Origin of the sequence: Xanthobacter cornucopiae (assembly GCF_043195065.2) — a bacterium.
Classification (GTDB): Bacteria; Pseudomonadota; Alphaproteobacteria; order Rhizobiales; family Xanthobacteraceae; genus Xanthobacter.
In genome coordinates, this window is the sequence record NZ_CM195531.1 from 67,755 (window position 1) to 91,420 (window position 23,666).

The window sequence follows — 23,666 nt, forward strand, 5'->3', positions numbered from 1 at the left end:
GCGACGGCGCCGCACTGCCGGCGCTGCCCGTTCACGACCATAGCGCGCCCTGGCTCCGCGCGCGACGGGCAACGCATGCTCAAGGCATAGCGCGCTCAAGGCATAGCACGCCTAAGGCGTCGCGCGCCTAAGGCATTGCGTACCCAGGCCATAGCGCGACGGAGCAGGACACGGGGGCGGCGGGCACGCGGGAGCCGGTGCGAGGGGCGCCCCGGTCCCGCCGGGCGGGGCGGGTCTGCGTCAGGCCTTGGGGACTTCGAGCACGCCGTTGGGGCTCAGCTTGTCCACCAGCGACGGCAGGTATTGGGAGAGCAGCTCGGTGATCCGCTCGGGGGTCAGGCCGAAGCCGGCGCCGAGCTGCCCGAGCTGGCTTTCGCCGAGGGCAGAGACGATCTGTTCGGCGCTCACCGGAAGGTTGGGGCCGTTGGACAGCCAGCTCGTCACCTGCTCGCCGAGGCCGGATTCCTGCAGCTGCGCCAGCAGGCCGTCGAGGCTGCCATAAGGGGTCTTGGCGAGGGCGCCTTCCAGCATGCCCGGCAGCGCCTGGGCCATCGGCCCGCTCAGCGCGGAGTTCAGGAGGTTGCCGAGGGCGCCGGAATTGCCCGCCTGGGAGAGGACGTTGTTGAGAACGCCGCCCAACATTTGATCGAACAGCCCCATGGCCCTTCCTTTCCGCGGTTGCCGGAGGTGTGTGGTTTGCGGGGCGTGCAACGCCCGGTGTTCGGCGGCAAGCTCTACTGGAAGACGGGTGAAAAGTCGATCACAAGTCGCGGCGCCCCTGCGGCCCGGCGCCGCTGAGGCGGGATGTGGCCTTTGCTTTCGGCGGGACTACGGCTAACGGCTAAGGGATGATCTCCGCGCCCCTGTTTGCCCTGTTCGCGCTCATGACCGCCGTGGCGGCCCTCGCCGTGCTGTGGCCGCTCAGCCGCGCCCGCGCCCTGCGGGGCGAGCGGGCGGCCGACCTCGCCGTCTACCGCGACCAGCTCGCCGAAATCGACCGTGACCGCGACAGCGGCCGCCTGCCGTCCGAGCAGGCCGAAGCCGCCCGCGCCGAGGTGGCCCGCCGCATGCTCGCCGCCGCTGCCCGGGCCGAGGAGGACGGGGCGGCGGGCGGCGGCGAGGGCCGTCGGCGCGCGGCGGCGGTGATGGCGCTGCTGCTGGTGCCGCTGTTCGGCGCCGGTCTCTATGTCTATCTCGGCTCGCCCGATCTGCCCGGCGCGCCGCTGGCGGCGCGCATGGCGGCTCCCGCCGACCGGGGCGACGTGGCGATCCTGGTGCGGCGGGTGGAAGACCATCTGGCCCGCAATCCCGACGACGGCGCCGGCTACGAGGTGCTGGCCCCCATCTATCTGCGGCTGGGCCGGTTCGACGATGCGGCGCGCGCTTACACCCAGGCCATCCGGGTGCTGGGGTCGACGGCGCTGCGTCAGTCGGCGCTGGGCGAGGTGCGGGTGGTGGCCGCCAACGGTGTGGTCACCGCCGAGGCGCTCGCGGCCTTCACGGAGGCGGCGAAGCTCGATCCCACCGAGCCGCGCGCCAGTTATTTCCTCGGCGTCGCCGCCGAGCAGGACGGCCGCCCGGCCGAGGCCGCCGCCATCTGGAGCGCCATCCTGGCGCGGGCGCCGGCCGAGGCGCCCTATGTGCCCGGCGTGAAGCGCGCGCTCGCCCGCGTGCAGGGCGAGGCGAAGACCGCACCGGCGAGCCCGGGCGCCGCGCCTGCCGCCGCACCCGGGCCCAGCGCCGCCGACGTGGCCAATGCCGCGGCGTTGTCGGCGGGCGACCGCAGCGCCATGATTCGCGGTATGGTGCAGCGGCTGGAAGATCGGCTGAAGACCGCGCCGGACGACCTGGACGGCTGGTTGCGTCTGGCCCGCGCCTTCCAGGTGCTGGGTGAGCCGGACAAGGCCAAGGGGGCGGTTGAGTCCGCCCGCGCGGCCTTCGCCGGCAATGCCGAGGCGCTGGCGCGCATCGCCGCCGCCGAAAAAGAGCTGGGGCTGGGAGGCTAGCCCATGGCGTCGCGACACGACAATCGCCGGGAGGAAAGACAATGACACGCAAAGGCCGTCGCCTCGCGCTCATCGGCGCCGGACTGGGCGTTCTGGCGCTGGCCGCCGGGCTGATCCTGTCGGCGCTCAACGATACCATCGTGTTCTTCCGCACCCCCACCGAGGTGGCGCAGCAGCAGGTTGCGCCGGGCTCCCGCCTGCGCCTCGGCGGGCTGGTGGAGAGCGGGTCGGTGGTGAAGGCCGGCACGCTCACCACCTTTGCCGTGACCGATGGCAACGCCACCGTGAAGGTGGCCTATACCGGCATCCTGCCCGACCTGTTCCGCGAGGGGCAGGGCGTGGTCACGGAAGGCGCGCTGCTGGCGGATGGCACCTTCCGCGCCGACAGCGTGCTCGCCAAGCACGACGAGAACTACATGCCGCGCGAGGTGGCCGACGCGCTGAAGAAGCAGGGCGTGTGGAAGGAAGGCGAGAACGGCGCGGTGGTGCCGGCCCGCGCTAGCGCCAACCCGGGGAGCTGAGCCGCCGTGATTGCCGAACTCGGGCAATATGCCCTCGCCCTCGCCTTTGCCCTGTCGATCCTGCAGGTGATCCTGCCGAGCTGGGGCGCGGCCAAGGGCGACGCGGTGCTGATGGGCACCGCCGCGCCCATCGCCATCGGCATGCTGGGCTTCATCGGCTTCGCCTTCGCGGCGCTGGTGCAGCTCTACGTCACCTCCGACTTCACGGTGGTGAACGTGGTGGAGAATTCCCACTCGCAGATGCCGTTGATCTACAAGGTCACCTCCACCTGGGGCAACCATGAGGGATCGATGCTGCTGTGGGTGCTGGTGCTGGCGCTGTTCGGCGCGCTGGTGGCGGCCTTCGGCGGCAACCTGCCGGATCGGCTTCGGGCCCATGTGCTGGCGGTGCAAGGCTTGATCGGCACCGCCTTCCTCTCGTTCATCCTGTTCACCTCCAATCCGTTCCTGCGCCTGGCCTCGCCGCCGGCCGAGGGGCGCGATCTCAACCCGATCCTGCAGGACCCGGGCCTCGCCATCCATCCGCCGCTGCTCTACCTCGGTTATGTGGGACTCTCGGTGTCGTTCGCCTTCGCCATCGCGGCGCTGATCGAGGGGCGCATCGACGCCGCCTGGGCGCGCTGGGTGCGGCCGTGGACGCTGGCGGCCTGGGTGTTCCTGACGCTGGGCATCGCCATGGGCTCCTACTGGGCCTATTACGAGCTCGGCTGGGGCGGCTGGTGGTTCTGGGACCCGGTGGAGAACGCCTCGCTGATGCCGTGGCTCGCCGCCACCGCATTGCTGCATTCCGCCGTGGTGATGGAAAAGCGCGACGCCCTGAAGGTGTGGACCATCCTGCTCGCCATCCTCGCCTTCTCCCTGTCGCTGGTGGGCACCTTCCTGGTGCGCTCGGGGGTGCTCACCTCGGTGCACGCCTTTGCCACCGATCCGGCGCGCGGCGTGTTCATCCTCGGCATCCTCACCTTCTTCATTGCCGGTGGCTTGGCCCTGTTCGCCTTCCGCGCCTCCGAGCTGAAGCAGGGCGGCCTGTTCGCCCCGGTGTCGCGGGAAGGGGCCTTGGTGCTCAACAACCTGTTCCTCACCGCGGCCACGGCGGCGGTGCTGGTGGGCACGCTCTATCCCTTGGGGCTGGAGGCCTTCACCGGCGCCAAGATCACCGTTGGCCCGCCCTATTTTAACCTCGCCTTCGGCGGGCTGATGCTGCCGCTGGTGTTCGCGGTTCCGTTCGGCCCGCTGCTGGCCTGGAAGCGCGGCGACCTGCTGGGGGTGGCGCAGCGGCTGATGCTGGCGGCGGGGCTCGCGGTGGTGGCGGCGGTGGTGACCGCGGCGGCCACCTCGGGCGGACCGGTGCTGGCGCCGCTGGCGGTGGGCCTTGCCGTGTTCATCATGCTCGGCGCCCTGACCGATCTCGCCGAGCGGGCCGGCCTCGGCCGGGTGCGGGCGAAGGTGGCGTTGGCCCGCCTCGCGGGCGTGCCGCGCTCGGCCTATGGCACGGCCATCGCTCATTTCGGCGTCGGCGTGTGCCTGCTCGGCATCGTCTGCGAAACCTCATGGAGTCACGAGAAGATCGCCTCCATGAAGATCGGCGACCAGTTCGTCATCGCCGGCCACGCCCTCGCTTTGGAGCGGCTGGAGAACCGTACCGGCCCGAACTTCAGGGCCCGCACGGCGGTGTTCTCCATCCAGCGCGACGGTCGTTCCGAGGGCACCATCGAGGCCTCCCGGCGCCTGTTCGCGGCGCGGCAGATGGGCACCACCGAGGCCGGCATTCGCACCTTCGGCTTCAGCCAGCTCTACGTGAGCGTGGCGGAGGAGACGCCGGACGGGCACGTTTCGGTGCGCGCCACCTTCAAGCCCCAGGTCACGCTGATCTGGCTCGGCGCGGTGGTGATGGCCCTTGGCGGGGTGCTGTCGCTGCTGGACCGGCGCCTGCGCATCGGCGTGCCCAAGACGGCGCGGCGGCGCGCCGTCGCCGTGCCGGCGGAGTGACGGCCATGCGCAGGCTGATGTCTGTCCTCGCGTTCGCCCTGGTGGGGGGCCTGATGCTGGTGGCGCCGGCGCGGGCGGTCCAGCCCGACGAGGTGCTGGGCGACCCGGCCCTGGAAAGCCGCGCCCGTGTGCTCTCCTCGGAGCTGCGGTGCATGGTGTGCCAGAACCAGTCCATTGATGATTCCGACGCGCCGCTCGCCCGCGACCTGCGGCTGATCGTGCGCGAGCGCCTCAAGGCCGGCGACAGTGATGGCGAGGTGCTCGACTTCATGGTCGCGCGCTATGGGGAGTTCGTGCTGCTGCGGCCGGTCTTCTCCTGGCGCAACGCGTTGCTCTGGGCCACCCCGGGCCTGGTGCTGGTGCTCGGGGCGCTGGCCTCGTTCGTGGCGCTGCGCCGCCGCCGCGCCGCCGTCACCACCCGCGAGGCGCGCCTGACGCCGGAGGAGGAAGCCCGGCTGAAGACGCTGCTGGCCGCCCCGCCGCCGGCCCCGCCCGCGTCGTGAGCCGGGCCCGCCGGCGGCGCTGACGGGGCGCGAGGGACGAGCGGGAGGGCCTGCCCTCCACCCGCGCCTCCATCTCATATCAAAGGCCCGCGGGCGTGCCTCATGGGCCTTGGGTCAAGCCCGCGCGGCGCTTGAGCGGACCCACTTGAGCGGACCCGCCTGGCACCGGTCGAAGCTTGGCACCGGTCGAAGACCGGGGCCGATGGTGTCAGCCCTCGGCGCTGGCGTAGCGGCTTTCCAGATGGGCCTTGAAGACGCCGGCGTCGAGCGGGCGGCCGGTGGCGCGGGTCAGCAGGTCGTCGGTTTCCAGCAGCGAGCCCTGGCTGTGGACATTGGCCCGCAGCCACGCCAGCAGTGGGCCGAAATCGCCGCGCCCGATGCCGGGCAGGATGTCGGCATCGGCCCGGCGGGCGGCGTCGAACAATTGGGCCGCGGTCATGGCGCCGAGCGTGTAGGTGGGGAAATAGCCCCAGCCGCCGCTCGGCCAATGGATGTCCTGGAGGCAGCCGAGGCGGTCGTCGGGCGGCACCACGCCGAGCAGCGCGGCCATGCCCTCGGCCCAGGCGCCGGGCAGGTCCTTCAGCGCCAGGTCGCCGGCGATCAGCGCCTTCTCCAGCCGGTAGCGCAGGATCACGTGGGCCGGGTAGGTGACTTCGTCGGCGTCGACGCGGATGAACCCGCGCTTGACCCGGGTGTAGTTGCGCCAGAGGGCGTCGGCCTCCCAGGCTGGCCCGCTGCCGCCGAACGCCGCGCGCATGCGGGGCGCGGCGAAGCCGATGAAGGCGCGGCTGCGGCAGGCCTGCATCTCCATCAGCAGCGACTGGCTCTCGTGCACGCTCATGGAGCGGGCCTGCCCCACCGGCTGGCTGAGGTAGGCGGCCGGCCGGCCCTGCTCGTAGAGCGCATGACCGGTTTCGTGCAGCACGCCCATGAGGGCGCTGGAAAAGTCGGCCTCGTCATAGCGCGTGGTGATGCGCACGTCGTCGTCGGCGCCGCCGCAGAAGGGGTGGGTGGAGATGTCGAGCCGCCCGCGCTCCAAGTCGAAGCCCACCACCTTCATCATCTCCAGGCCGAGCGCCCGCTGCGCCGCCACCGGGAACGGACCTTCGGGCAGGGGGGTGGCCGGCTGGCGGGCCTGAATCTCCAGCACCCTTTCGGTAAAGGCGGGCAGGAAGGCGGCGAGGTCGTCGAACAGGTCGTCGATGCGGGCGGAACGGCCGCCGGGCTCGTAATCGTTCAGCAGCGCGTCATAGGGCGACAGGCCGAGCTTTTCGCCCTTGGCGGCGGCAACCTCGCGCTGCAGCCGCAGTACCTCTTCCAGGTGCGGCAGCAGGGCCGGAAAGTCGGCCTCGGCGCGGGCCTTGCGCCAGGCCATTTCGCATTTCGAGACCGCCTTGGAGGAGGCTTCCACCAGCGCCGGGGGAACCGCGGTCTGCACTGTCCACAGGCGCTGGATCTCGCGTACGTTGGCGCGCTCGAAGGCGTTGAGGCCGTTGTCGGCGGCCGCGTCCGGCAGCCAGTCGCCAACCCTCGGATCGGTGACAAGGCCGTGGTGCAGCACGCGCAGCAGCGCCAGGCTCTCCGAGCGGGTGTGCGCGGCGCCCTTCGGCATCATCACGTCGCTATCCCATTGCAGGATGCCGATGGCATTGCCGAGGGCGGCGGCGCGGGCGAAATGGGCGGAAAGCTCTGAATAGGCTGTCATGTCTCACAATCCCGAGGGGCGGCCGGCCGGGGGCCTGAAAGCGGGCGAAGCGGCAATGGCCTGAGGGTAGGGCCGGCTTCGGCGGCGCGAAACCCCGCCGCGCGACATCGGCGCCGGCTCTCCGGCACCGGAACAAAAAAGCCCGGCGCCGGAGAGCCGGGCCGGGGGAGGGGATGACAGAAGGAATGCGATGGGGCGGCCTCAGGCCGCCTTCTCGCTGGGGGTGAGGGTGAGCACGGATTCGAAGCCCTCGAACTCGGGGCCGCCGATGTAGTTCACGGTGTTGGTGCTGGCACCGGCGTTGCGGTGGGCGAGGCGGAAGGCCTCCGACTTGGTCCAGGCCTCGAAATCAGCCTTGGAGCCCCACACGGTGTGGGAGATGTAGAGGGTGTAGTCCTCTTTCTCCGGGCCGCGGCACAGGTCGAAGGCCACGAAGCCGGGCACGCTGGCGATATAGGTGTCGCGCTCGCGCCAGACCGTCTCAAAGGCGGCCTCGGAGCCGTGCTTCACCTTGAATCGATTGGTGGCAATGAACATGGTCTGAACTCCATTTGAAACGAGGGCGCGGCGACCCGGTCACTTGACGATGCGGGCGGGGGTCGCCGCGGCGATGACGTCGCCGCCCAGCGTGACCTTCAATCCAGCCTTGAAGGTGATGCCGGCGCTGGGCACGAACTGCTGGTATTGAGTGTATTGCTCATTCAACAGGTTCTCCAGAGCGAACTGGGCGCTCACCCATTCGGTGGCCTGGTAGGCGAGGTAGGCGTTCACGAGATTGAAGCTGGGCGTCGGCTCGATGGCTGAGCCGGCGGGCAGGTCGGCTTCCGTCTTCGCCGCCACCCACTGCCAGCGCACGGAGGCCTGCAGGCGCCGGTCGAACAGCCGGGTGCCGAGGGTGGTGGCCACGGTGTTGGGCATCACCGAGGTCAGCGGCTGGCCGTCGGTCTGGTTGTCGCCCGACGACACGGTGGCGTTGAAACCCGCGAACCACAGCCCGGTGTCGTACATACTCTCGAACTCGAAGCCCTGGAGCTGGGCCTCGGCGACGTTCTGGTACTGGTAGCACAAGGTCCAGCCGGCGGCGGCGCAGGCCGGCACCGCCCCGGTCATGTAGTCGATGTCGATATAGTTGGAGACGTCGTTGCGATACAGGTTGGCCTTGGCGCGGATCTTGTCGCCCTTCATGAACAAATCATTATACTTGATGTTGACGCCGATTTCCTTGTTCTTGCCCACTTCCGCCTGAAGCTCCGGATTGGGCAGGAAGCCGAACGAGAAATAGGGGCTGACGGAGGGGTGCTCGCCGTTCACCAGCGCCTCGGTGACCGAGGGGGCGCGGTAGCCCTCCGCATAGGTGGCGTAGAAGGTGATCCACTCGAACGGCGAGACGCCGACGGTGATCTTGGGCGAGAAGCGGTCGCCGCTGGTGCCGGGAGCGGTGTCGCTGGACAATTCGTAGGCATCCCAGCGCACGGCGGCGATGGTCTGCAGCCACTTGGTCCAGTCCGCCTGCCATTGCACGAAGGCGCCGCCCACCGAGCGCTCGCCGGAGGGGTTGTAGCCGGCGCCGAAGCCGAAATTGTCCTGGTTGTCCACCTTGTCGTGGAAATAGTCGCCGCCCACGGTGATGGCGTTCTTCACCGCGGCGAGATCGAGGCGCGACGTGTTGTTCACGTCGAAGCCGAGGGTGTCGATGGTGAAGCTGCGCGGATCGCCGATGCAGCCGGTGGAGCTGGAGCAGACGCCGTCCACCTTGGTCTGGTCCTGGCCCACCTGGTTCCAGTAGGCGCTTGAGCGCCAGTCGAAGACGGCGTTGTCCGGATTGGAATAATTGTAGCTGGCGGTGACCGTGCGGTTGGTCACGTCGGTGGCATACTGAGTGGTGCCGGTGCCGGGATAGGTGTTGCCGGTGGTGTAGGTGCTGTCGAGGTTGAGGGCGGTGAGCTTCACCTCGTGGAATTCGGCCGGGCGGACGGTGAGCTTGGCGATGCCGGTCCAGGTGTCGTAGCCGGTGCCCAGCACCTCGTTGCCGTCGCCATCCGTATATTGCGACTGGGCGCGCACGGTGCCGCCGAAGAACAGGTCGGCGTTCGGGCCGAGGCGGGTGGCGGCGAAGGCGGAACCGAAGCCCATGGGCCCGTTGGCGCCGAACTCGCCGGAGGTCTCCACGCCCCATTGCTGGCCGCTCTTCAGCAGGTCGTCGGCATCCTTGGTGCGGAAGCTGACCACGCCGCCGATGGCACCGGAGCCGTAGACGTTGGCCACCGGGCCGCGCACCACGTCCACGGTGCTGAGCAGGGCGGGCTCCAGGAAGAACGAGCCGGCGCCGTCATTGTGGCCGAGCTGGGTGAAGTTCTGCCGCGCTCCGTCCACGATCACCGCGACGCGGCCGAAGTCCTGCATGCCGCGGATATTGATCGAGGCCTGGGTGGAATTGCCGTTCTGGATCACCGTGGTGCCGGGCACGCCGAAGAACACCTGCTGCGTGGTCGAGGCCATCAGCTCGGTGAGTTCCTCCGAGGTGATGATGCTGACGCCGGCCAGCGCGTCCACGGCGCGGGTCTCGATGCCGCGGGTGGCCGCCACCGTGAGGGTGTCGAGGGCGATGTCGTCGCTCGCCGCCGCCGGGGTGGCGGTTGCCGTCGCGCTCTGGGCGAGCGCCGCGCCGGCGCCCAGCAGAAGGGCACCGGCCGCCGCGCCACCCAGGAACAGGTGACGCAGCGGAGTGGAAGATTTGGGGTCCGATGGCCCGCGCACCATGATCGTCTCCGCGTCATGTCGTGGCTGGCTACCGTCCCAAAAGGGAACCTCGCGTGCTGCAGATGCCTCTCATCTGCGATCTTCGAGTTATCTCGCGACCCGTGGAGCGTCAAGTTGTCTCTGCGATGCCTTGTCAAATGATGGAAATAACGCCATTTATTGGTGCGGGAATGTCACCATATGTCGAGGTTTTGAATTTTGAATAAATCGAATATGGTGAGTCGACTGAAGCAGATTGACTCCAGGTGGCGAGATTTGAGCGATTCAAAACTGCGTTGGATCGCCTATGCTCTCGCTCGGGTCGGTGCAATGCCTCTTCTTCTGCTGGCGTCCGTGGGGCCGGTGGCCGCTGAGGCGGTGGTGGATGCGCGCGGTCGCGCGGTGGAGGTGAAGGACACCTCCCGGATCGTCTCCATTGGAGGATCGGTGACGGAAATCCTGTTCGCCCTCGGCCTCGGCGACAAGGTGATCGCGGTGGACCAGACCAGCCGTTATCCCGCTGCCGCGCGGGGCCTGCCCAATGTGGGCTATGCCCGCACCCTGGCGCCGGAAGGTGTGCTCTCGGTGGGGCCCAGCGTCATTCTCGCCCTTGAGGGGGCCGGGCCGCGCTCCACCCTCGACGTGCTGGAAGGCGCCTCGGTGCCGGTGGTCATCCTTCCCGATGCCCATGATGGCGAGGGGGTGGCGCGCAAGATCGAGGCGGTGGCCGCCGCCGTGGGCGTGCCCGAGAAGGGGCAGGCCCTGGCGGCGGCGGTGCGGGCCGATTTCGCCGCGCTCCAGGCGGCGGTGGCGGGGCTGAAGGATCATCCGCGCGCGGTGTTCGTGCTGTCGGTGGGCAATGGCACCGCCGTGGTGGGCGGTTCCGACACCAGCGCCGATGCCATGCTGCGCCTCGCCGGGGCGGGCAACGCCATGGCCGGCCTCAAGGGCTATAAGCCGGCGGTGGACGAGGCGGCGATGGCCGCCGACCCCGATGCGGTGGTGGTGATGCGCGGCGGCGGGCAGGTGCTGGACGCCGATACGGTGTTCGCCTTGCCGGCCTTCATCGGTACCCCGGCGGCGCGCGACAGGCGCTTCGTGAGCCTGCCCGGCTCCTATCTGCTGGGGTTCGGGCCCCGGGCGCCGCAGGCGGCGCGCGACTTGGCGGCGGCGCTGCACGGCGCCGCGGTGCTGGACCTGCCGGCCCGCCCCTGGGCGGCGGAGCGCGACGAATGAGCGCCGATCCCGTTCCCCTCGCCCTGGCCGCGCCGACGGCGCGCCGACCGGTGGCGGCCGGCCTCGCTTTGTTCGCGGTGCTGGCGGCGCTGGCCTTCCTCGGCGCCCTGGCCATCGGCCCATTCGCCATTCCGCCGGGCCGGGTGGCGGCGGTGCTATGGGAGGCGGCGGCCGGCGTGCCCGCCGGCAGCGGCGGCCTGCTGCGCGAGCGCATCGTGGTGATGGACGTGCGCCTGCCGCGCGCGGTGCTGGGCGCCCTCACCGGCGCCGGCACGGCGGTGGCGGGGGCAGTGATGCAGGGGGTGTTCCGCAATGCCCTGGCCGATCCCGGCCTGATCGGCGTGGCGCCGGGGGCGGCGCTGGCGGCGGTGGCGTGGGTGGTGTTCGGCGGTGCCGTGGGGGCGGCTCTGCCGGCCTCGGCCCAGCTGCTCGGCCTGCCGCTGGCGGCGTTCGCGGGCGGGCTCGTCACCACCCTGGTGATCGCGCGCCTCGCCACCCGTGACGGGCGCACCTCGGTGGCGACGCTGCTGTTCGCGGGCCTCGCCCTGGGGGCGCTGGCGAGTGCCGGCACCGGGGTCGTGGTGTTCATGGCCTCCGAGCAGCAGACGCGGGAGTTCCTGTTCTGGACCATGGGCAGCCTCGGCGGCGCCACCTGGACCAAGGTCGGCCTCGCCGCCCCCTTCATCGTCGCCCTGGTGGCCGCCGCGCCGCTGCTCGCGCGCGGGCTGGACGCCCTGGCGTTGGGCGAGGCGGAGGCTTTCCACGTAGGCATTTCGGTGGAGCGGCTGAAGCGCCTCGCCATCATCGGCGTGGCGGCCGGGGTCGGGGCCTCGGTGGCGGCGGCGGGGGTGGTGGGCTTCATCGGCCTGGTGGTGCCGCATCTGGCGCGGCTGGCGCTGGGGCCGGCGCATCGGGTGCTGCTGCCGGCCTCGGCCCTGCTCGGGGCGGCGGTGCTGCTGGGGGCCGATATCCTGGCCCGCATGCTGGCGGCGCCGGCCGAGCTGCCGCTGGGGGTGGTGACGGCGCTGGTGGGCGCCCCCTTCTTCCTGTGGCTGCTGCTGCGCCGCCGCGCGTTCGTGGGGTGAGGGGGATGGGCGACGACAAGAATGCCGGCGCCTATCGCGCCGAGGCGGTGCGGGTGGTGGCCGGTGGCCGGGTGCTGCTCCAGGGCGTGAGCCTGACGGTGCGCCCGGGCACGGTGACGGTGCTGGTGGGCCCCAATGGCGCCGGCAAGTCCACTTTGCTGAAGGCCATGTCGGGCGAGCAGAGGCTGGCCGGCGGCCGGGTGCGGCTGGACGGGGTCGACATCGCGGCCCTGGCGCCGCTGGAGCTGGCGCGGCGCCGGGCGGTGTTGCCCCAGGCGGCCGAGGTGGCGTTCGCCTTCTCGGTGGCGGAAGTGGTCACGGTGGGGCTGCTGGGCGGGGCCGACGGCGCCGCGCGCACCGCCCGCCTGCTGCGGCAGGTGGACCTGCCGGGCTTCGCCGACCGCCGCTATGACAGCCTGTCCGGCGGCGAGCGCCAGCGGGTGCAACTGGCCCGGGTGCTGGCGCAGCTCGAATGCGGGGTTGCCGGCCGGGCCGGCTACCTGTTCCTGGACGAGCCGACCGCCAGCCTCGATCTCGCCCATCAGCTGACCGTGCTGCGCCTTGCCCGGGCCCATGCCGATGCCGGCGGCGGCGTGCTGGCGGTGCTGCACGACCTGAACCTCGCGGCCATGGTGGCGGACCGGCTGGTGGTGCTCGCCCACGGTGGCCTCATCGCCGAGGGCGGCGTGGCGGAGGTGATCACCGATGACGTGCTCCAGCGCGCCTTCGGGGTGCGGGTGCGGGTGGGCGTGGCGCCGCCGGGCCCGTTCGTGCTGCCGCAGAACGTGGTTCCACCCTAGCGCCCGGGCGCGCTGCGGCGCGGGCGCGCCGCGGGCTCAGGGCAGGGCTTGCGCGGCCTTGAGCACGGCCTCGGCGTGGCCGTCCACCTTCACCTTGGGCCACACCTGGGCGATGGTGCCGTCGCGGCCGATCAGCACCGTGGCCCGGGTGATTCCCATGAAGGTGCGGCCATACATGCTCTTCTCGCCCCACACGCCGTAGGCGGCCAGCATCTCGTGGGTTTCGTCGGAGCCGAGGGGGAAGGCAAGGTCGTATTTGGCGCGGAAGCTGTCCTGGGCCTTCACCGGATCGGCGGAAACGCCGACGATGTCGGTGTCGGCGGCCGCGAAGGCGGCGCGCAGGGTGTTGAAGGCGATGGCTTCCTTGGTGCACCCGGAGGTATTGGCCTTGGGGTAGAAATAGACCACCAGCTTGCGGCCCTTGAAATCGTCGAGCGCAACCTCGCCGCCGCCGTCCCGTTTGAGGCGAAACGGGGGTGCTTTCGAGCCGACTTCCGGAATCTGGGACATCCGCCTTCCTTTCGACGTGTTCGGCGCCATACGGCAGAACCGCAACTCCGGCCAAAGATAGCTCTGTTCGGGGGATCGGCGGTATGGTGCGCGCGGATCGATCCACCTCATCTTTACGCCGGATATGGACATTAGGGTGAAGAGACGAGGCGCGGCACCGGTGGCGCAGGGCGGGGCGGCTGAAAGCCCTGGGCGCCGGTGACGCGCACGGTTGCGGGAAGGACCACGCGGGGATGGTGGATTCAGGGCCGACGCCGGCGCCACAGCGGCGCAGACCACGGCATGCGCGCATTCGCACCCTCATGGGCGCGCTGGTGCCGCGCGGACGCTTGGCCCGCGTCGCGGCCAGCGTGTTCCTGGTGCTGATCGCCCTCGCCGGCCTGGGCGCGCTGGTGCTGTACGCCCTGATCGCCACCGGGACCGTCACCGCCAACGTGGCCACCCCCTATATCGAGCAGGCGCTGGAGGAGCGAATCGGCGGCGGGCACAAGGTGTCCATCGGCTCCACCACGGTGGAGACGGCCACCGACGGCGCCACCGCCGTGGTGGTGCACGACATCAAGGTGCTGGCTCCGGACGGCCAGCTGGTGGCGAGCGCCCCCAGTGCCGAGGTGGAGCTGGAGGGCTCGCTGCTCTCGCTGATGCCCAAGGCGCGGCGGATCGACCTCATCGGCGCGGAAATGACCGTGCACATCAGCGCCTCCGGTCAACTGGCGGTTGCCGCCGGTCGCGGTGCCCGGCCGCTGACGCCAGCCCTGGCGGCCTCCGCTGCGCCGCCCGGCCCAGCCCCCATGCCCCCGGCCGGCGGCGGCCCTGGGGCGGCGGCTCCGGCGGCCGACGCCGCCGGCGACATGGACCCGCTGCAGCTGACCTTCCTCGCCCAATGGCTGCGCGAGCTCGATGCCGTGGGCTTCGACGGCGGCGCGCTCGCCGACGTGGGCCTGAAGAACGGAACCCTGATCGTCGAGAACGAGAGTTCCGGCCGCGCCATCACCTTCCAGCACATCTCGGTGCGGCTGGCGCGCATGGCGGGCGGCGGCGCGGAGCTGAGCTTCACCTCGCAGGGGCCGCAGGGCGTCTCCACCGCCGTGGCGCGCATCGCTCCGGCCCGCGAGGGGGAGCGGGCGGTGGAGGTGGTGGTCAACGACGTGTCCACCCGCGACCTGGTCCAGGCCTTCAGCCAGGATCATCGCCGCTTCTACATGGATACCCCGCTGAACGCGAAGATCACCGCGCGGATCGCCCTCAGCGGCGCGCTGAAGGCGGCGGAGGCCAGCCTGTCCCTGGGCCCCGGCGCCATCGGCAACGGTGAGGAGGTGCAGGAGCGCTTCGTCATCGACTCCGCCCGCCTGACCGCCCGGCTCGATCCGGAGCGGCGGGTGATCGTGCTCGATCCCATCGTCGCCACTAAGAACGAGAACAAGGTGGCGCTGAACGGCGAAGTGACGGTGCCCGCCCGCGCCCGCGACAACTGGCCCTTCGCCATCGCCCAGACCCGGGTGGTGCTGGCCGGGCCGGAGATGAGCGAGCCGCCGCTGGTGATCGACCAGGTGCAGGTGGCCGGCGCCTTCGAAACCGCAAGCCGGCAACTGGTGGTGGAGCGCGGCCTGCTCGGCAGCAAGGCGGGAAGCTTCAGCTTCACCGCCACCTTCGATTTCGGTGCCGCGGTGCCGAGCCTGCGCATGAACGGGGCGGCCTCGCCCATGCCGGTGGCCACTGTCAAGCGCTTCTGGCCGGTGTCCATCGCCCCGCCGGCCCGCGAGTTCGCCATCGAGAACGTCTCCGCCGGCACCGCCGATGGCATCACGCTGGCGGTGAACATTCCCCTCGACCTCATCGGCCAGAAGCAGGTGCCGCTGCCGGAAGACAGCGTGCGCTTCACGATCAACGGCAAGGGCGTCACCCTGCGCCCGGTGAAGGGCCTGCCGCCGGTGGTCAACGCCAGCCTCGCCATCGTCGTCACCGGCCGCTCGGTGCGCATCGACATGCCGGACGGCACCATGGTGACGCCGCAGAACCGCAAGATTGCGGTCTCGGAAGGCGTCATGTTCCTGCCGGACTATTTCCCGCGCGAGCCCTCGGCCCAGATCTCCGTGCGCTTCGCCGGGCCGGCGGACGCCGCCGTCGAGGTGCTGGGCATGGAGCCCCTGAAGGGGCCGGCCGGCACCGCCTTCGATCCCTCCACCACGCGCGGCAAGTTCCAGGCTCTGCTCAAGGTGAACATCACCTTCCGCAAGGTGCCGCTGCCGGAGGACCTCGACTATTCGCTGGAGGCGACCCTCACCGATTTCGGCCTCGACGAGGTGTTCAAGGCACTGCGCCTGGAGGGGGCGACGGTGCAGGCCTTCGCCTCGCCCGCGGGCATCCTGCTGCGCGGCGACGGCAAGCTCGCCGGGGCGCCCATCGCCTTCGAGTACCAGAAGAAGAAGGATGTGGCCGATGCTGACATCCGCATCAGCGCCACCGTGGCGGACGCCGCCCGGGTAAAGCTGGGCATCGACATTCCCGGCATTTCCGGCCCGCTTGCGGTGCGCCTGGTGGGGACCACCAACAATGAGGACACGCGCGCGACCATCGAGGTGGACCTCACCGCCGCCCGCATCTCCGACCTGATCCCGGGCCTCAGCAAGCCCGCCGGCAAGCCGCTGAAGGCGCGCTTCGTGATGGACGACCAGGGCCGGTCGATCAAGCTGAACGACCTGGTGATGGAAGGCTCCGGCACGCTACTCAAGGGCACGCTGGAGATGTCCGATACCGGCGATCTCATCGCCGCGAACTTTCCGACCTTTCAGCTCTCCGATGGCGACAAGGCCGCGCTGAAGGCCGAAAAGGCGGGCGATGTGCTCAAGATCCGCATCACCGGCGAGGTGATGGATGCGCGCGGCATCATGAAGAGCCTCATGAGCACGCCCACGCCTTCATCCGCGAACAGCCGGCGCCAAGCCAAGCTGCCGGATGTGGACGTGGACGCCAAGGTGGGGGCGCTCTCCGGCAACAATGGCGAGGTGCTGCGCCAGTTTGAGCTTTCGGTCGCCCGCCGCGGCGTGGAGATCCAGGATTTCACCCTGAACGCCAAGGTGGGCCGCGACGGCTCGGTCGCCGGCAAGATCCGCGACTGGCAGGGCCGGCAGCGGGCGCTGCAGGTGGCCACCGGCGATGCGGGGGCGCTGCTGCGCTTCCTCGACGTTTATCCCAAGATGCAGGGCGGCGAGGCCTGGCTGGTGGTGGACCCGCCGCGCACCGACACGACGCCCCAGGAAGGCGTGCTGCACCTGCGCAATTTCTTCGTGAAGGGCGAGCCGGGCCTGTCTCAATTGTCCAGCGCGGCGCGCGATTCCTCCGGCAACATCGTCGATGGCTCGGCGGCGTTCGAGAAGGCGCAGGCGCAGTTCGTGCGCACGCCGGGCAAGATCACGCTCAAGGACGGCGCCATCTGGGGCACCTCGGCCGGCGTCACCTTCGACGGCACGGTGGATTTCGCCGCCAACCGGGTGTCGCTGCGCGGCACCTTCGTGCCGGCCTATGCGCTCAACAACATCTTCTCGAAGGTGCCGGTGCTCGGCATGCTGCTGGGCGGCGGGCCGAACGAGGGCCTGCTGGGCGTGACGTTCGAGGTGGTGGGCTCCATGAGCGGGCCGACCCTGCGCGTCAATCCCATCTCCGCCGTGGCCCCGGGCTTCCTGCGCAAGATCTTCGAATACCGCGATTCAAACGAAGCCCCGCCGAGCCGCTGAGGCTGGCGGGGCGTGGCGACGCAGGCCGGCGGCTCACACCGGCTTAATGAGCACGTGCTTCTTCTTGCCCAGGGACAGCTTGACGACGCCCTCGGCGGTGATGTTGGCCGGTGTCAGCAGCGCCTTTTCATCGCTCACGGTGGCGTCGTTCACCTTCAGCCCTCCGCCCTTGATCTGGCGCCGCGCCTCGCTGGTGGAGGCGACGAGGCCGGCCCGCACGAAGGCGCTGGCGACGCCCAGGCCCGCCTCGATCTCAGCCGCCGGCAGCTCCACCGTGGGCAGGTCCACGGCCAGTGCCCCCTCTTCGAACGTGGCGCGGGCGGTGGCCCTGGCCTGCTCGGCGGCCGCGCGGCCATGCAGCAGGGCGGTCGCCTCGGTGGCCAGCACCTCCTTGGCGTGGTTGATCTCCTGGCCCTCCAGCGCGGCCAGGCGGGCGATCTCGTCCAGCGGCAGCTCGGTGAACAGCTTCAGGAAGCGCTCCACATCGGCGTCGCCGGCGTTGCGCCAGTATTGCCAGTATTCGTAGGGCGCGAGCAACTCGGCGTCGAGCCACACGGCGCCGCCGGCGGTCTTGCCCATCTTGGCGCCGGAAGAGGTGGTGAGCAGCGGCGTTGTGAGGGCGAACAGATCCGCCCCGCGCATCCGCCGGCCCAACTCCATGCCGTTGACGATGTTGCCCCACTGGTCAGAGCCGCCCATCTGCAGAATGCAGCCGTGGCGCTGGGACAGCTCCACGAAGTCATAGGCCTGCAGGATCATGTAGTTGAATTCGAGGAAAGTGAGCGGCTGCTCGCGCTCCAGGCGCAGTTTCACGGAATCGAACGTGAGCATGCGGTTGATGGTGAAATGCGGGCCCACCTCGCGCAGCAGGGGAATATACTTCAGCTCGTCCAGCCAGTCGGCATTGTTGGCCAGGGTCGCGCCGGCCTCGAAATCGAGGAAGCGGGCGAACACCTTGCGGATGGAGGCGATGTTCGCGTTGATCTGCGCGTCGGTGAGCATCTTGCGCGCCTCGTCCTTGCCGGACGGGTCGCCGATCTTGGTGGTGCCGCCGCCCATCAGGGCAATGGGCCTGTGCCCGGTGCGCTGGAGCGTGCGCAGCATCATGATGGAGAGCAAATGCCCCGCGTGCAGGCTCGATGCGGTGGCGTCGAAGCCGATATAGGCGGTGATGGGGCCTTCCGCGGCCTTGGCATCGAGGCGCTCAAGGTCCGAGCACTGGTGGATGTAGCCGCGCTCATGGAGGGTGCGCAGGAAATCGGAGCGGAAGGTTGTCATCGCGATCAATCGGCCAAATCGGTTCGAGGGTCGGTGCGAGCTCGGCTCAAGGTCCGTTACGGACGCGGAAAGGTGGCTGGTGTATCAGGTTCGGCGCGAGATTGCATGGGGCGGAGGTTCGTCCGCCGCGCCGGCGCCGGGCGCGGCGGCTTCGGGCCGGGCGGACAGGAGATTGAAGGCATGCGCGTCGTCGGCCTCATGAGCGGCACCTCCATGGATGGCGTGGATGCCGCGCTGATCGACACCGACGGCGAGGCCATCTCCTGGCTCGGCCCGGCGCTGACCCTGCCCTATGACGGGCCGACCCGCGCCCTGCTGGAGCAGGCCATGGCCGACGCGCGCGGTGTCAACGCCCGCACCGACCGGCCGGGGGTGCTGGCGGCGGCGGAGCGGCGCATCACCGATCTCCACGCGCAGGCGGTGCGGGCGCTGCTGGACCCGCTGCGCCTGTCGCCGCCCGACGTGGACCTGGTGGGCTTTCATGGTCAGACCGTTCTGCACCGGCCCGATGCCCGCCTGACGGTGCAGATCGGCGAGGGCGCGCGCCTCGCCGCGCTGCTGGGCGTGCCGGTGATGGCGGATTTCCGCGCTGCCGACGTGGCGGCGGGGGGACAGGGGGCGCCGCTGGTGCCGGTATTCCACGCGGCGCTGGCGGCGCGGCTTGGTGGTCCCTGGCCGCTGGCGGTGCTGAACGTGGGCGGGGTGGCCAATGTCACGGTGATCGACGGCGCGGGCCCGCCGCTCGCCTGCGACACCGGGCCTGGCAATTCCCTGATCGACGACTTCCTGATGGCGCGCACCGGCCGGCCGTTCGACGCCGATGGCGCGGCGGCGGCTCGGGGGGCGGTGGACGAGGGCGCGGTCGCGGCCGTTCTGGACCACCCCTTTTTCCGCTTGGCGCCGCCCAAGTCGCTGGATCGCAACGCCTTCCGCGCCTTCGTGGCGGCACGCGCGGGGCTTTCGGCCATGACCCTCGAGGATGGGGCGGCAACCCTCACCGCCCTCACAGCGGCGAGCGTCGCGGCGGTGCTCGGGCATCTGGTGGTGGCGCCGCGGCGCTGGATCGTGGCCGGCGGCGGGGCCCGCAACCCGACGCTGTGCGCCATGCTGGCGCGGCGGCTCGGCGCAGAGGTGGTGACGGCGGATGCGGTGGGCTGGTCGGCCGATGCGCTGGAGGCACACGCCTTCGGCTTCCTGGCGGCGCGGGCGGCGCGCGGTTTGCCCCTGACATATCCGAGCACCACCGGGGTGGCCGCGCCCCTGGGGGGTGGCGTGCTGTTCCGGCCCTGAGGCGGCAGGCGGGGCATCGACCCGTGCCGGCTGCGCACCGGGCGGCAGCGGAACGCGGCCTTTGCCGGAGCAGCGCCAAGGAGCAGGAGAACCAAGGGGGCAGGGGGGCAGGGGCACGTGGGGGCCCGAAACGGCGCGGACCCGGCGGCGCGCGGCACGTCAGGGGACGACGCGATGTCCGCGGGGGGCATGGCCGGCCCTGGTCGCGCCGCCTTCGCCTCTCGGCGCTGGCGGACGCGGCGTTGTCCCTGCCGCGATGACCGGGGAGCCGGCCGATCGGGTGCGAGCACCGGGGGCGGGGGGCAATCAGACGGGAGCGATCAGACGAAGAGTCGTCAGGCCGGCGCAAGGGGCGCCTGTCGGGGCCGGAGCCCCGACAGAGTTCCTTGGGCTTACGCCGCGCTGGTGTTGCGCGTGCCGGGCAGGCGCTTGTCGAGGTAGGTGCCCACCACGCCCATCAGTTCCTCGGTCTTGCCGTCGAAGAAATGGTTGGCGCCGGCCACGACCTGCTGCTCGATGACGATGCCCTTCTGGGTCTTCAGCTTTTCCACCAGGGTCTGGACCGCCGTGGTGGGCACCACCGCATCCTTGTCGCCGTGCACGAACAGGCCGGACGAGGGGCAGGGCGCCAGGAAGGAGAAGTCATAGAGGTTGGCGGGCGCGGCGATGGAGATGAAGCCCTCCACCTCCGGGCGACGCATGAGCAGCTGCATGCCGATCCAGGCGCCGAAGGAGAAGCCGGCGATCCAGCAGGCGCGGGCGTCCGGGTTCACGGACTGTGCCCAGTCGAGGGCGGCGGCGGCGTCGGACAGCTCGCCCTGGCCGTGATCGAACGACCCCTGGGAGCGGCCGACCCCGCGGAAATTGAAGCGCAGCACCGAGAAGCCACGGTTGGCGAACTGGTAATAGAGGTTGTACACTACCGGATTGTTCATCGTTCCGCCAAATTGCGGATGCGGATGAAGAATGATGGCGATGGGGGCATTGCGGGTCTTGGCGGGCTGGTAGCGGCCTTCGAGGCGCCCCTTCTCGCCGGGGAAGATGACTTCTGGCATGGACGTCCGCAACCTCTGGGTGGCGATCTCGATGGTCGGTCCGTGCAGGGTGGCGCGCGGACCGGTCTATGGCGGGCGCCGGGCGGAAGGCGCAGGCTTTCCGTCGGCGATCCCTTCCGAAAACTGTCGGGCCGGCGATCCTGATGCGGTCGAAGCCGACCACGGGCCTTTCCGTGGTCGTGCCCCGCGCGTTGAGCGCCTTGACTTCACGACGGGGTCAACCCATCATTTTCGGATCATTCTAACATGCTCCTGTTCGCAACGCGCCGTCCGGAGGTTCGCTCCGGGGATATTACGCAAGGCAGGAACGGTTGGAATTTGACCTATGACCGAGATTGCTGGCAATTGCAAGCCTCAGAACGGCTGGAACGGCCGGAGGTTGCAGTGGGAATCGAGGCGGGCATGAGCGAGCGAGGGCAGGCGGCCGAGGAGCGGCGGGACGGCGCGGCGTGGGATCGGGTGTATCTCGATCACAACGCCACCTCGCCCCTGCGCCCGGAGGCGCGGGCGGCCATGCTGGCGGTGCTCGATGCCCCCGGCAACGCGTCGTCGGTGCATCGGGAAGGCCGCGCCGCCCGGGCCCTGCTGGAGCAGGCGCGCGGTGCCGTGGCCGGCCTGGTGGGCGGCCCGGCGCGGGGGGTGGTGTTCACCTCCGGCGCCACCGAGGCGGTGGCCCTGGGGCTTCACCCCGAGGTCGAGATCGGCGGCCGCCCGCATCCGTGCGACGTGCTGCTGGCGAGCGCTGTGGAGCACCCGGCCGTGCTGCGCGGCCATCGCTTCGCGGCGGTGGAGCGGGTGCCGGTGGACAAGGCGGGGCGGGTCGATCTCGACGTGCTGGAGGAGCGCTTGCGCCATCACCGCGACGCCGGGCGCCGGGCCATGGTGGCGCTGATGGCGGCCAACAACGAGACCGGGGTGCTGCAGCCGGTGGGCCACGCGGCGCGGCTCGCCCATGCCCATGATGCGGTGGTGTTCTGCGACGCGGTCCAGGCCGCCGGCCGCCTGCCCCTCGACATGGCCGCCCTCGATCTCGACCTGCTCGCCGTGTCCGCCCACAAGATCGGCGGTCCGCAGGGCGCCGGGGCGCTGGTGGCGGCGCGGGCCGACATCCGGTTGCCGCCGCTGGTGGCGGGTGGCGGGCAGGAGCGCAACCGGCGAGCCGGAACCGAGAACGTGGCGGCCATCGCCGGGTTCGGCGCCGCGGCGGCCGTCGCCGCGCAGCGGGCCGATGCGGCCCGCCTCGCCGCCGCGCGCGACCGCCTGGAGGAGGGGGTTCTCGCCAGCGTCCCCGGGGCGTCGGCCATCGGGGCTGCGGTGGAGCGGCTTCCCAATACCTCCCTTATTGCTTTTTCGGGATTGCGCGCGGAAACACTGGTGATTGCCCTCGATCTTGCCCACATAAGCGTCAGTGCCGGTTCGGCGTGTTCGTCCGGGAAGGTGGGCCCCTCCCATGTGCTGGAGGCCATGGGGGTGGATGCGCAGCGGGCGGCGGGGGCCATCCGCCTCTCGCTCGGCTGGTCGACCCGCGATGAGGATGTGGATAGGGCGGTCGCGGCCTTGCAAAAGGTGGTGCCGCAGGTGAGAGGCCGCTCGACGAAAGCGGCGTGAAGGGGCCCCGCGCGACGCCGGCGCATGCCGGAGGGGCGTGGTTTTGAACTTGACCCGTGGGCCTTGACCCCGCGTGGGAGAGGAGACTGAAGATGTCTGCCGTCCAGGAGACCGTCGCGCAGGTGCGCGCGATCGATGTGGATCAGTACAAGTATGGATTCGTGACGGACATTGAGAGCGAGAAGGCTCCCAAGGGTCTGTCGGAAGACACGGTGCGCTACATTTCGGCCAGGAAGAACGAGCCGGAATGGATGCTGGAATGGCGGCTCGATGCCTATCGCCGCTGGCTGACCATGCGCGAGCCCACCTGGGCGCGGGTCAGCTATCCGGCCATCGATTTCCAGGACTATTACTATTTCTCGCAGCCCAAGGCGGCGCCCAAGTCCGTGGACGAGATCGACCCCGAGATTCTCAAGACCTATGAGAAGCTGGGCATCCCCCTGCGGGAGCGCGACGCGCTGCTCGGCATCGAGGGGGCGAGCGGCTCCCGGGTGGCGGTGGACGCGGTGTTCGACAGCGTTTCGGTCGCCACCACCTTCAAGGCGGAGCTGGCGAAGGCCGGCGTCATCTTCTGCTCCATCTCCGAAGCCATTCGCGAGCATCCGGACCTGGTGCGCCGGTACCTGGGCTCGGTGGTGCCGGTGAGCGACAATTTCTACGCGACGCTGAACACGGCGGTGTTCTCGGACGGCTCGTTCGTCTACATCCCCAAGGGGGTGCGCTGCCCCATGGAATTGTCCACCTATTTCCGCATCAACGAGCGCAATACCGGCCAGTTCGAGCGCACCCTCATCATCGCCGACGAGGGGGCCTACGTGAGCTATCTGGAGGGCTGCACCGCGCCCCAGCGCGATGAGAACCAGCTTCATGCCGCCGTGGTGGAACTGGTGGCGCTGAAGGATGCCGAGATCAAGTATTCCACCGTCCAGAACTGGTATCCCGGCGACAAGGACGGCAAGGGCGGCATCTACAATTTCGTCACCAAGCGCGGCGATTGCCGGGGCGACAATTCCAAGATTTCCTGGACCCAGGTGGAAACCGGATCGGCGATCACCTGGAAATACCCGAGCTGCATCCTGCGCGGCGACAATTCGCGCGGCGAGTTCTACTCCATCGCCATTTCCAACGGCCACCAGCAGGTGGACAGCGGCACCAAGATGGTGCACCTCGGCAAGAACACGTCGAGCCGCATCATCTCCAAGGGCATCTCGGCGGGCCGCTCCAACAATACCTATCGCGGGCTCGTCTCCGCCCACCGGAAGGCCACCGGCGCGCGCAACTTCACCAATTGCGATTCGCTGCTGATCGGCGACACCTGCGGGGCGCACACCGTGCCCTACATGGAGGCCAAGAACGCCTCGGCGGTGTTCGAGCACGAGGCCACCACCTCGAAGATTTCCGACGACCAGCTCTTCTATTGCCTCCAGCGCGGGCTGTCGCAGGAGGAATCGGTGGCGCTCATCGTCAACGGCTTCGTGCGCGACGTGCTCCAGCAATTGCCCATGGAGTTCGCGGTGGAGGCGCAAAAGCTCATTGCCGTCAGCCTCGAGGGCTCGGTGGGCTGAGGGCCCGGCTGGGGCCTTTTTCCGGCGCTCCGGGCGAGGGCC

17 protein-coding genes and 1 pseudogene are annotated in these 23,666 nt (G+C 70.1%); 11 read left to right on the forward strand and 7 right to left on the reverse strand.

The genetic code is table 11. The features are described 5' to 3' along the window. Positions 1-240 precede the first annotated feature (240 nt). Positions 241-660 (reverse strand): YidB family protein, encoded by a 420-nt coding sequence (locus tag V5F53_RS00295; protein ID WP_393995787.1) that lies wholly within the window; start codon positions 658-660, stop codon positions 241-243. A 188-nt stretch (positions 661-848) separates the two neighbouring features. Here V5F53_RS00295 and ccmI point away from each other — a divergent pair, with 188 nt between their 5' ends. The 4 genes from ccmI to V5F53_RS00315 are packed head-to-tail and all read left to right on the forward strand — an operon-like array spanning position 849 to position 5,019. Continuing rightward, a complete protein-coding gene (gene ccmI / locus V5F53_RS00300) occupies positions 849-2,006 on the forward strand; it encodes a c-type cytochrome biogenesis protein CcmI (protein WP_393995788.1) in 1,158 nt (385 codons plus the stop codon). A gap of 41 nt (positions 2,007-2,047) precedes the next feature. Beyond that, positions 2,048-2,527 (forward strand): cytochrome c maturation protein CcmE, encoded by a 480-nt coding sequence (gene ccmE / locus V5F53_RS00305; protein WP_393995789.1) that lies wholly within the window; start codon positions 2,048-2,050, stop codon positions 2,525-2,527. Positions 2,528-2,533: 6 nt separating this feature from the next. Then, complete coding sequence (locus V5F53_RS00310) at positions 2,534-4,516, forward strand: heme lyase CcmF/NrfE family subunit (protein ID WP_393995790.1); 1,983 nt, start codon at positions 2,534-2,536, stop codon at positions 4,514-4,516. Between the two features lie 5 nt (positions 4,517-4,521). After that, positions 4,522-5,019 carry a cytochrome c-type biogenesis protein gene (locus tag V5F53_RS00315; RefSeq protein ID WP_393995791.1) on the forward strand — a complete coding sequence of 166 codons (498 nt, stop codon included), beginning with the start codon at positions 4,522-4,524 and terminating at the stop codon, positions 5,017-5,019. Positions 5,020-5,227: 208 nt separating this feature from the next. Here V5F53_RS00315 and V5F53_RS00320 read toward each other — a convergent pair whose 3' ends face one another. The 3 genes from V5F53_RS00320 to V5F53_RS00330 form a co-directional block, all read right to left on the reverse strand. Continuing rightward, positions 5,228-6,724 (reverse strand): carboxypeptidase M32, encoded by a 1,497-nt coding sequence (locus V5F53_RS00320; protein WP_393995792.1) that lies wholly within the window; start codon positions 6,722-6,724, stop codon positions 5,228-5,230. Between the two features lie 201 nt (positions 6,725-6,925). Next, positions 6,926-7,261: a heme-degrading protein HmuQ gene (hmuQ, locus tag V5F53_RS00325; RefSeq protein ID WP_393995793.1), complete on the reverse strand. Its 336-nt coding sequence runs from the start codon at positions 7,259-7,261 to the stop codon at positions 6,926-6,928. A gap of 39 nt (positions 7,262-7,300) precedes the next feature. Then, the gene (locus V5F53_RS00330) at positions 7,301-9,484 is read right to left on the reverse strand and encodes a TonB-dependent hemoglobin/transferrin/lactoferrin family receptor (RefSeq protein WP_393995794.1); all 2,184 of its coding nucleotides are present in this window, start codon (positions 9,482-9,484) and stop codon (positions 7,301-7,303) included. Positions 9,485-9,793: 309 nt separating this feature from the next. Between V5F53_RS00330 and V5F53_RS00335 the strand changes: the two genes are divergently transcribed. From V5F53_RS00335 to V5F53_RS00345, 3 genes are read left to right on the forward strand one after another with little or no spacing between them, the layout of a single operon-like run. Next, on the forward strand, positions 9,794-10,699 hold the full coding sequence (locus V5F53_RS00335) for a heme/hemin ABC transporter substrate-binding protein (protein ID WP_393995795.1): 906 nt from the start codon (positions 9,794-9,796) through the stop codon (positions 10,697-10,699). Further along, entirely contained in the window at positions 10,696-11,784 is a 1,089-nt protein-coding gene (locus tag V5F53_RS00340; protein ID WP_393995796.1) for a FecCD family ABC transporter permease, read from the forward strand. The genes V5F53_RS00335 and V5F53_RS00340 overlap by 4 nt, the downstream gene beginning before the upstream one ends. Before the next feature lie 5 nt (positions 11,785-11,789). Then, positions 11,790-12,584: a heme ABC transporter ATP-binding protein gene (locus V5F53_RS00345; protein ID WP_393995797.1), complete on the forward strand. Its 795-nt coding sequence runs from the start codon at positions 11,790-11,792 to the stop codon at positions 12,582-12,584. Positions 12,585-12,620: 36 nt separating this feature from the next. Here the strand turns inward: V5F53_RS00345 and V5F53_RS00350 are convergent. Then, positions 12,621-13,073 (reverse strand): annotated as a pseudogene (locus V5F53_RS00350) (peroxiredoxin); the annotation flags it as partial. A gap of 350 nt (positions 13,074-13,423) precedes the next feature. Here V5F53_RS00350 and V5F53_RS00355 point away from each other — a divergent pair. After that, positions 13,424-16,828 carry a YhdP family protein gene (locus tag V5F53_RS00355; protein ID WP_393995799.1) on the forward strand — a complete coding sequence of 1,135 codons (3,405 nt, stop codon included), beginning with the start codon at positions 13,424-13,426 and terminating at the stop codon, positions 16,826-16,828. 33 nt (positions 16,829-16,861) lie between these two features. On the opposite strand, the gene tyrS is transcribed toward V5F53_RS00355, so the two are convergent. Beyond that, a complete protein-coding gene (gene tyrS / locus V5F53_RS00360) occupies positions 16,862-18,106 on the reverse strand; it encodes a tyrosine--tRNA ligase (RefSeq protein WP_393995800.1) in 1,245 nt (414 codons plus the stop codon). Between the two features lie 180 nt (positions 18,107-18,286). On the opposite strand from tyrS, the gene V5F53_RS00365 reads away from it, so the two are divergent. Beyond that, positions 18,287-19,396, forward strand: a complete 1,110-nt coding sequence (locus tag V5F53_RS00365) for an anhydro-N-acetylmuramic acid kinase (protein WP_393995801.1) — start codon at positions 18,287-18,289, stop codon at positions 19,394-19,396. Positions 19,397-19,788: 392 nt separating this feature from the next. Here V5F53_RS00365 and V5F53_RS00370 read toward each other — a convergent pair whose 3' ends face one another. Beyond that, positions 19,789-20,451, reverse strand: a complete 663-nt coding sequence (locus V5F53_RS00370) for an alpha/beta hydrolase (RefSeq protein WP_393995802.1) — start codon at positions 20,449-20,451, stop codon at positions 19,789-19,791. Between the two features lie 402 nt (positions 20,452-20,853). On the opposite strand from V5F53_RS00370, the gene V5F53_RS00375 reads away from it, so the two are divergent. Together V5F53_RS00375 and sufB are read left to right on the forward strand one after the other, a co-directional pair. Continuing rightward, positions 20,854-22,059 (forward strand): cysteine desulfurase family protein, encoded by a 1,206-nt coding sequence (locus tag V5F53_RS00375; protein ID WP_393995803.1) that lies wholly within the window; start codon positions 20,854-20,856, stop codon positions 22,057-22,059. Positions 22,060-22,151: 92 nt separating this feature from the next. Further along, positions 22,152-23,624, forward strand: a complete 1,473-nt coding sequence (sufB, locus tag V5F53_RS00380) for a Fe-S cluster assembly protein SufB (protein ID WP_393995804.1) — start codon at positions 22,152-22,154, stop codon at positions 23,622-23,624. Positions 23,625-23,666: the final 42 nt, after the last annotated feature.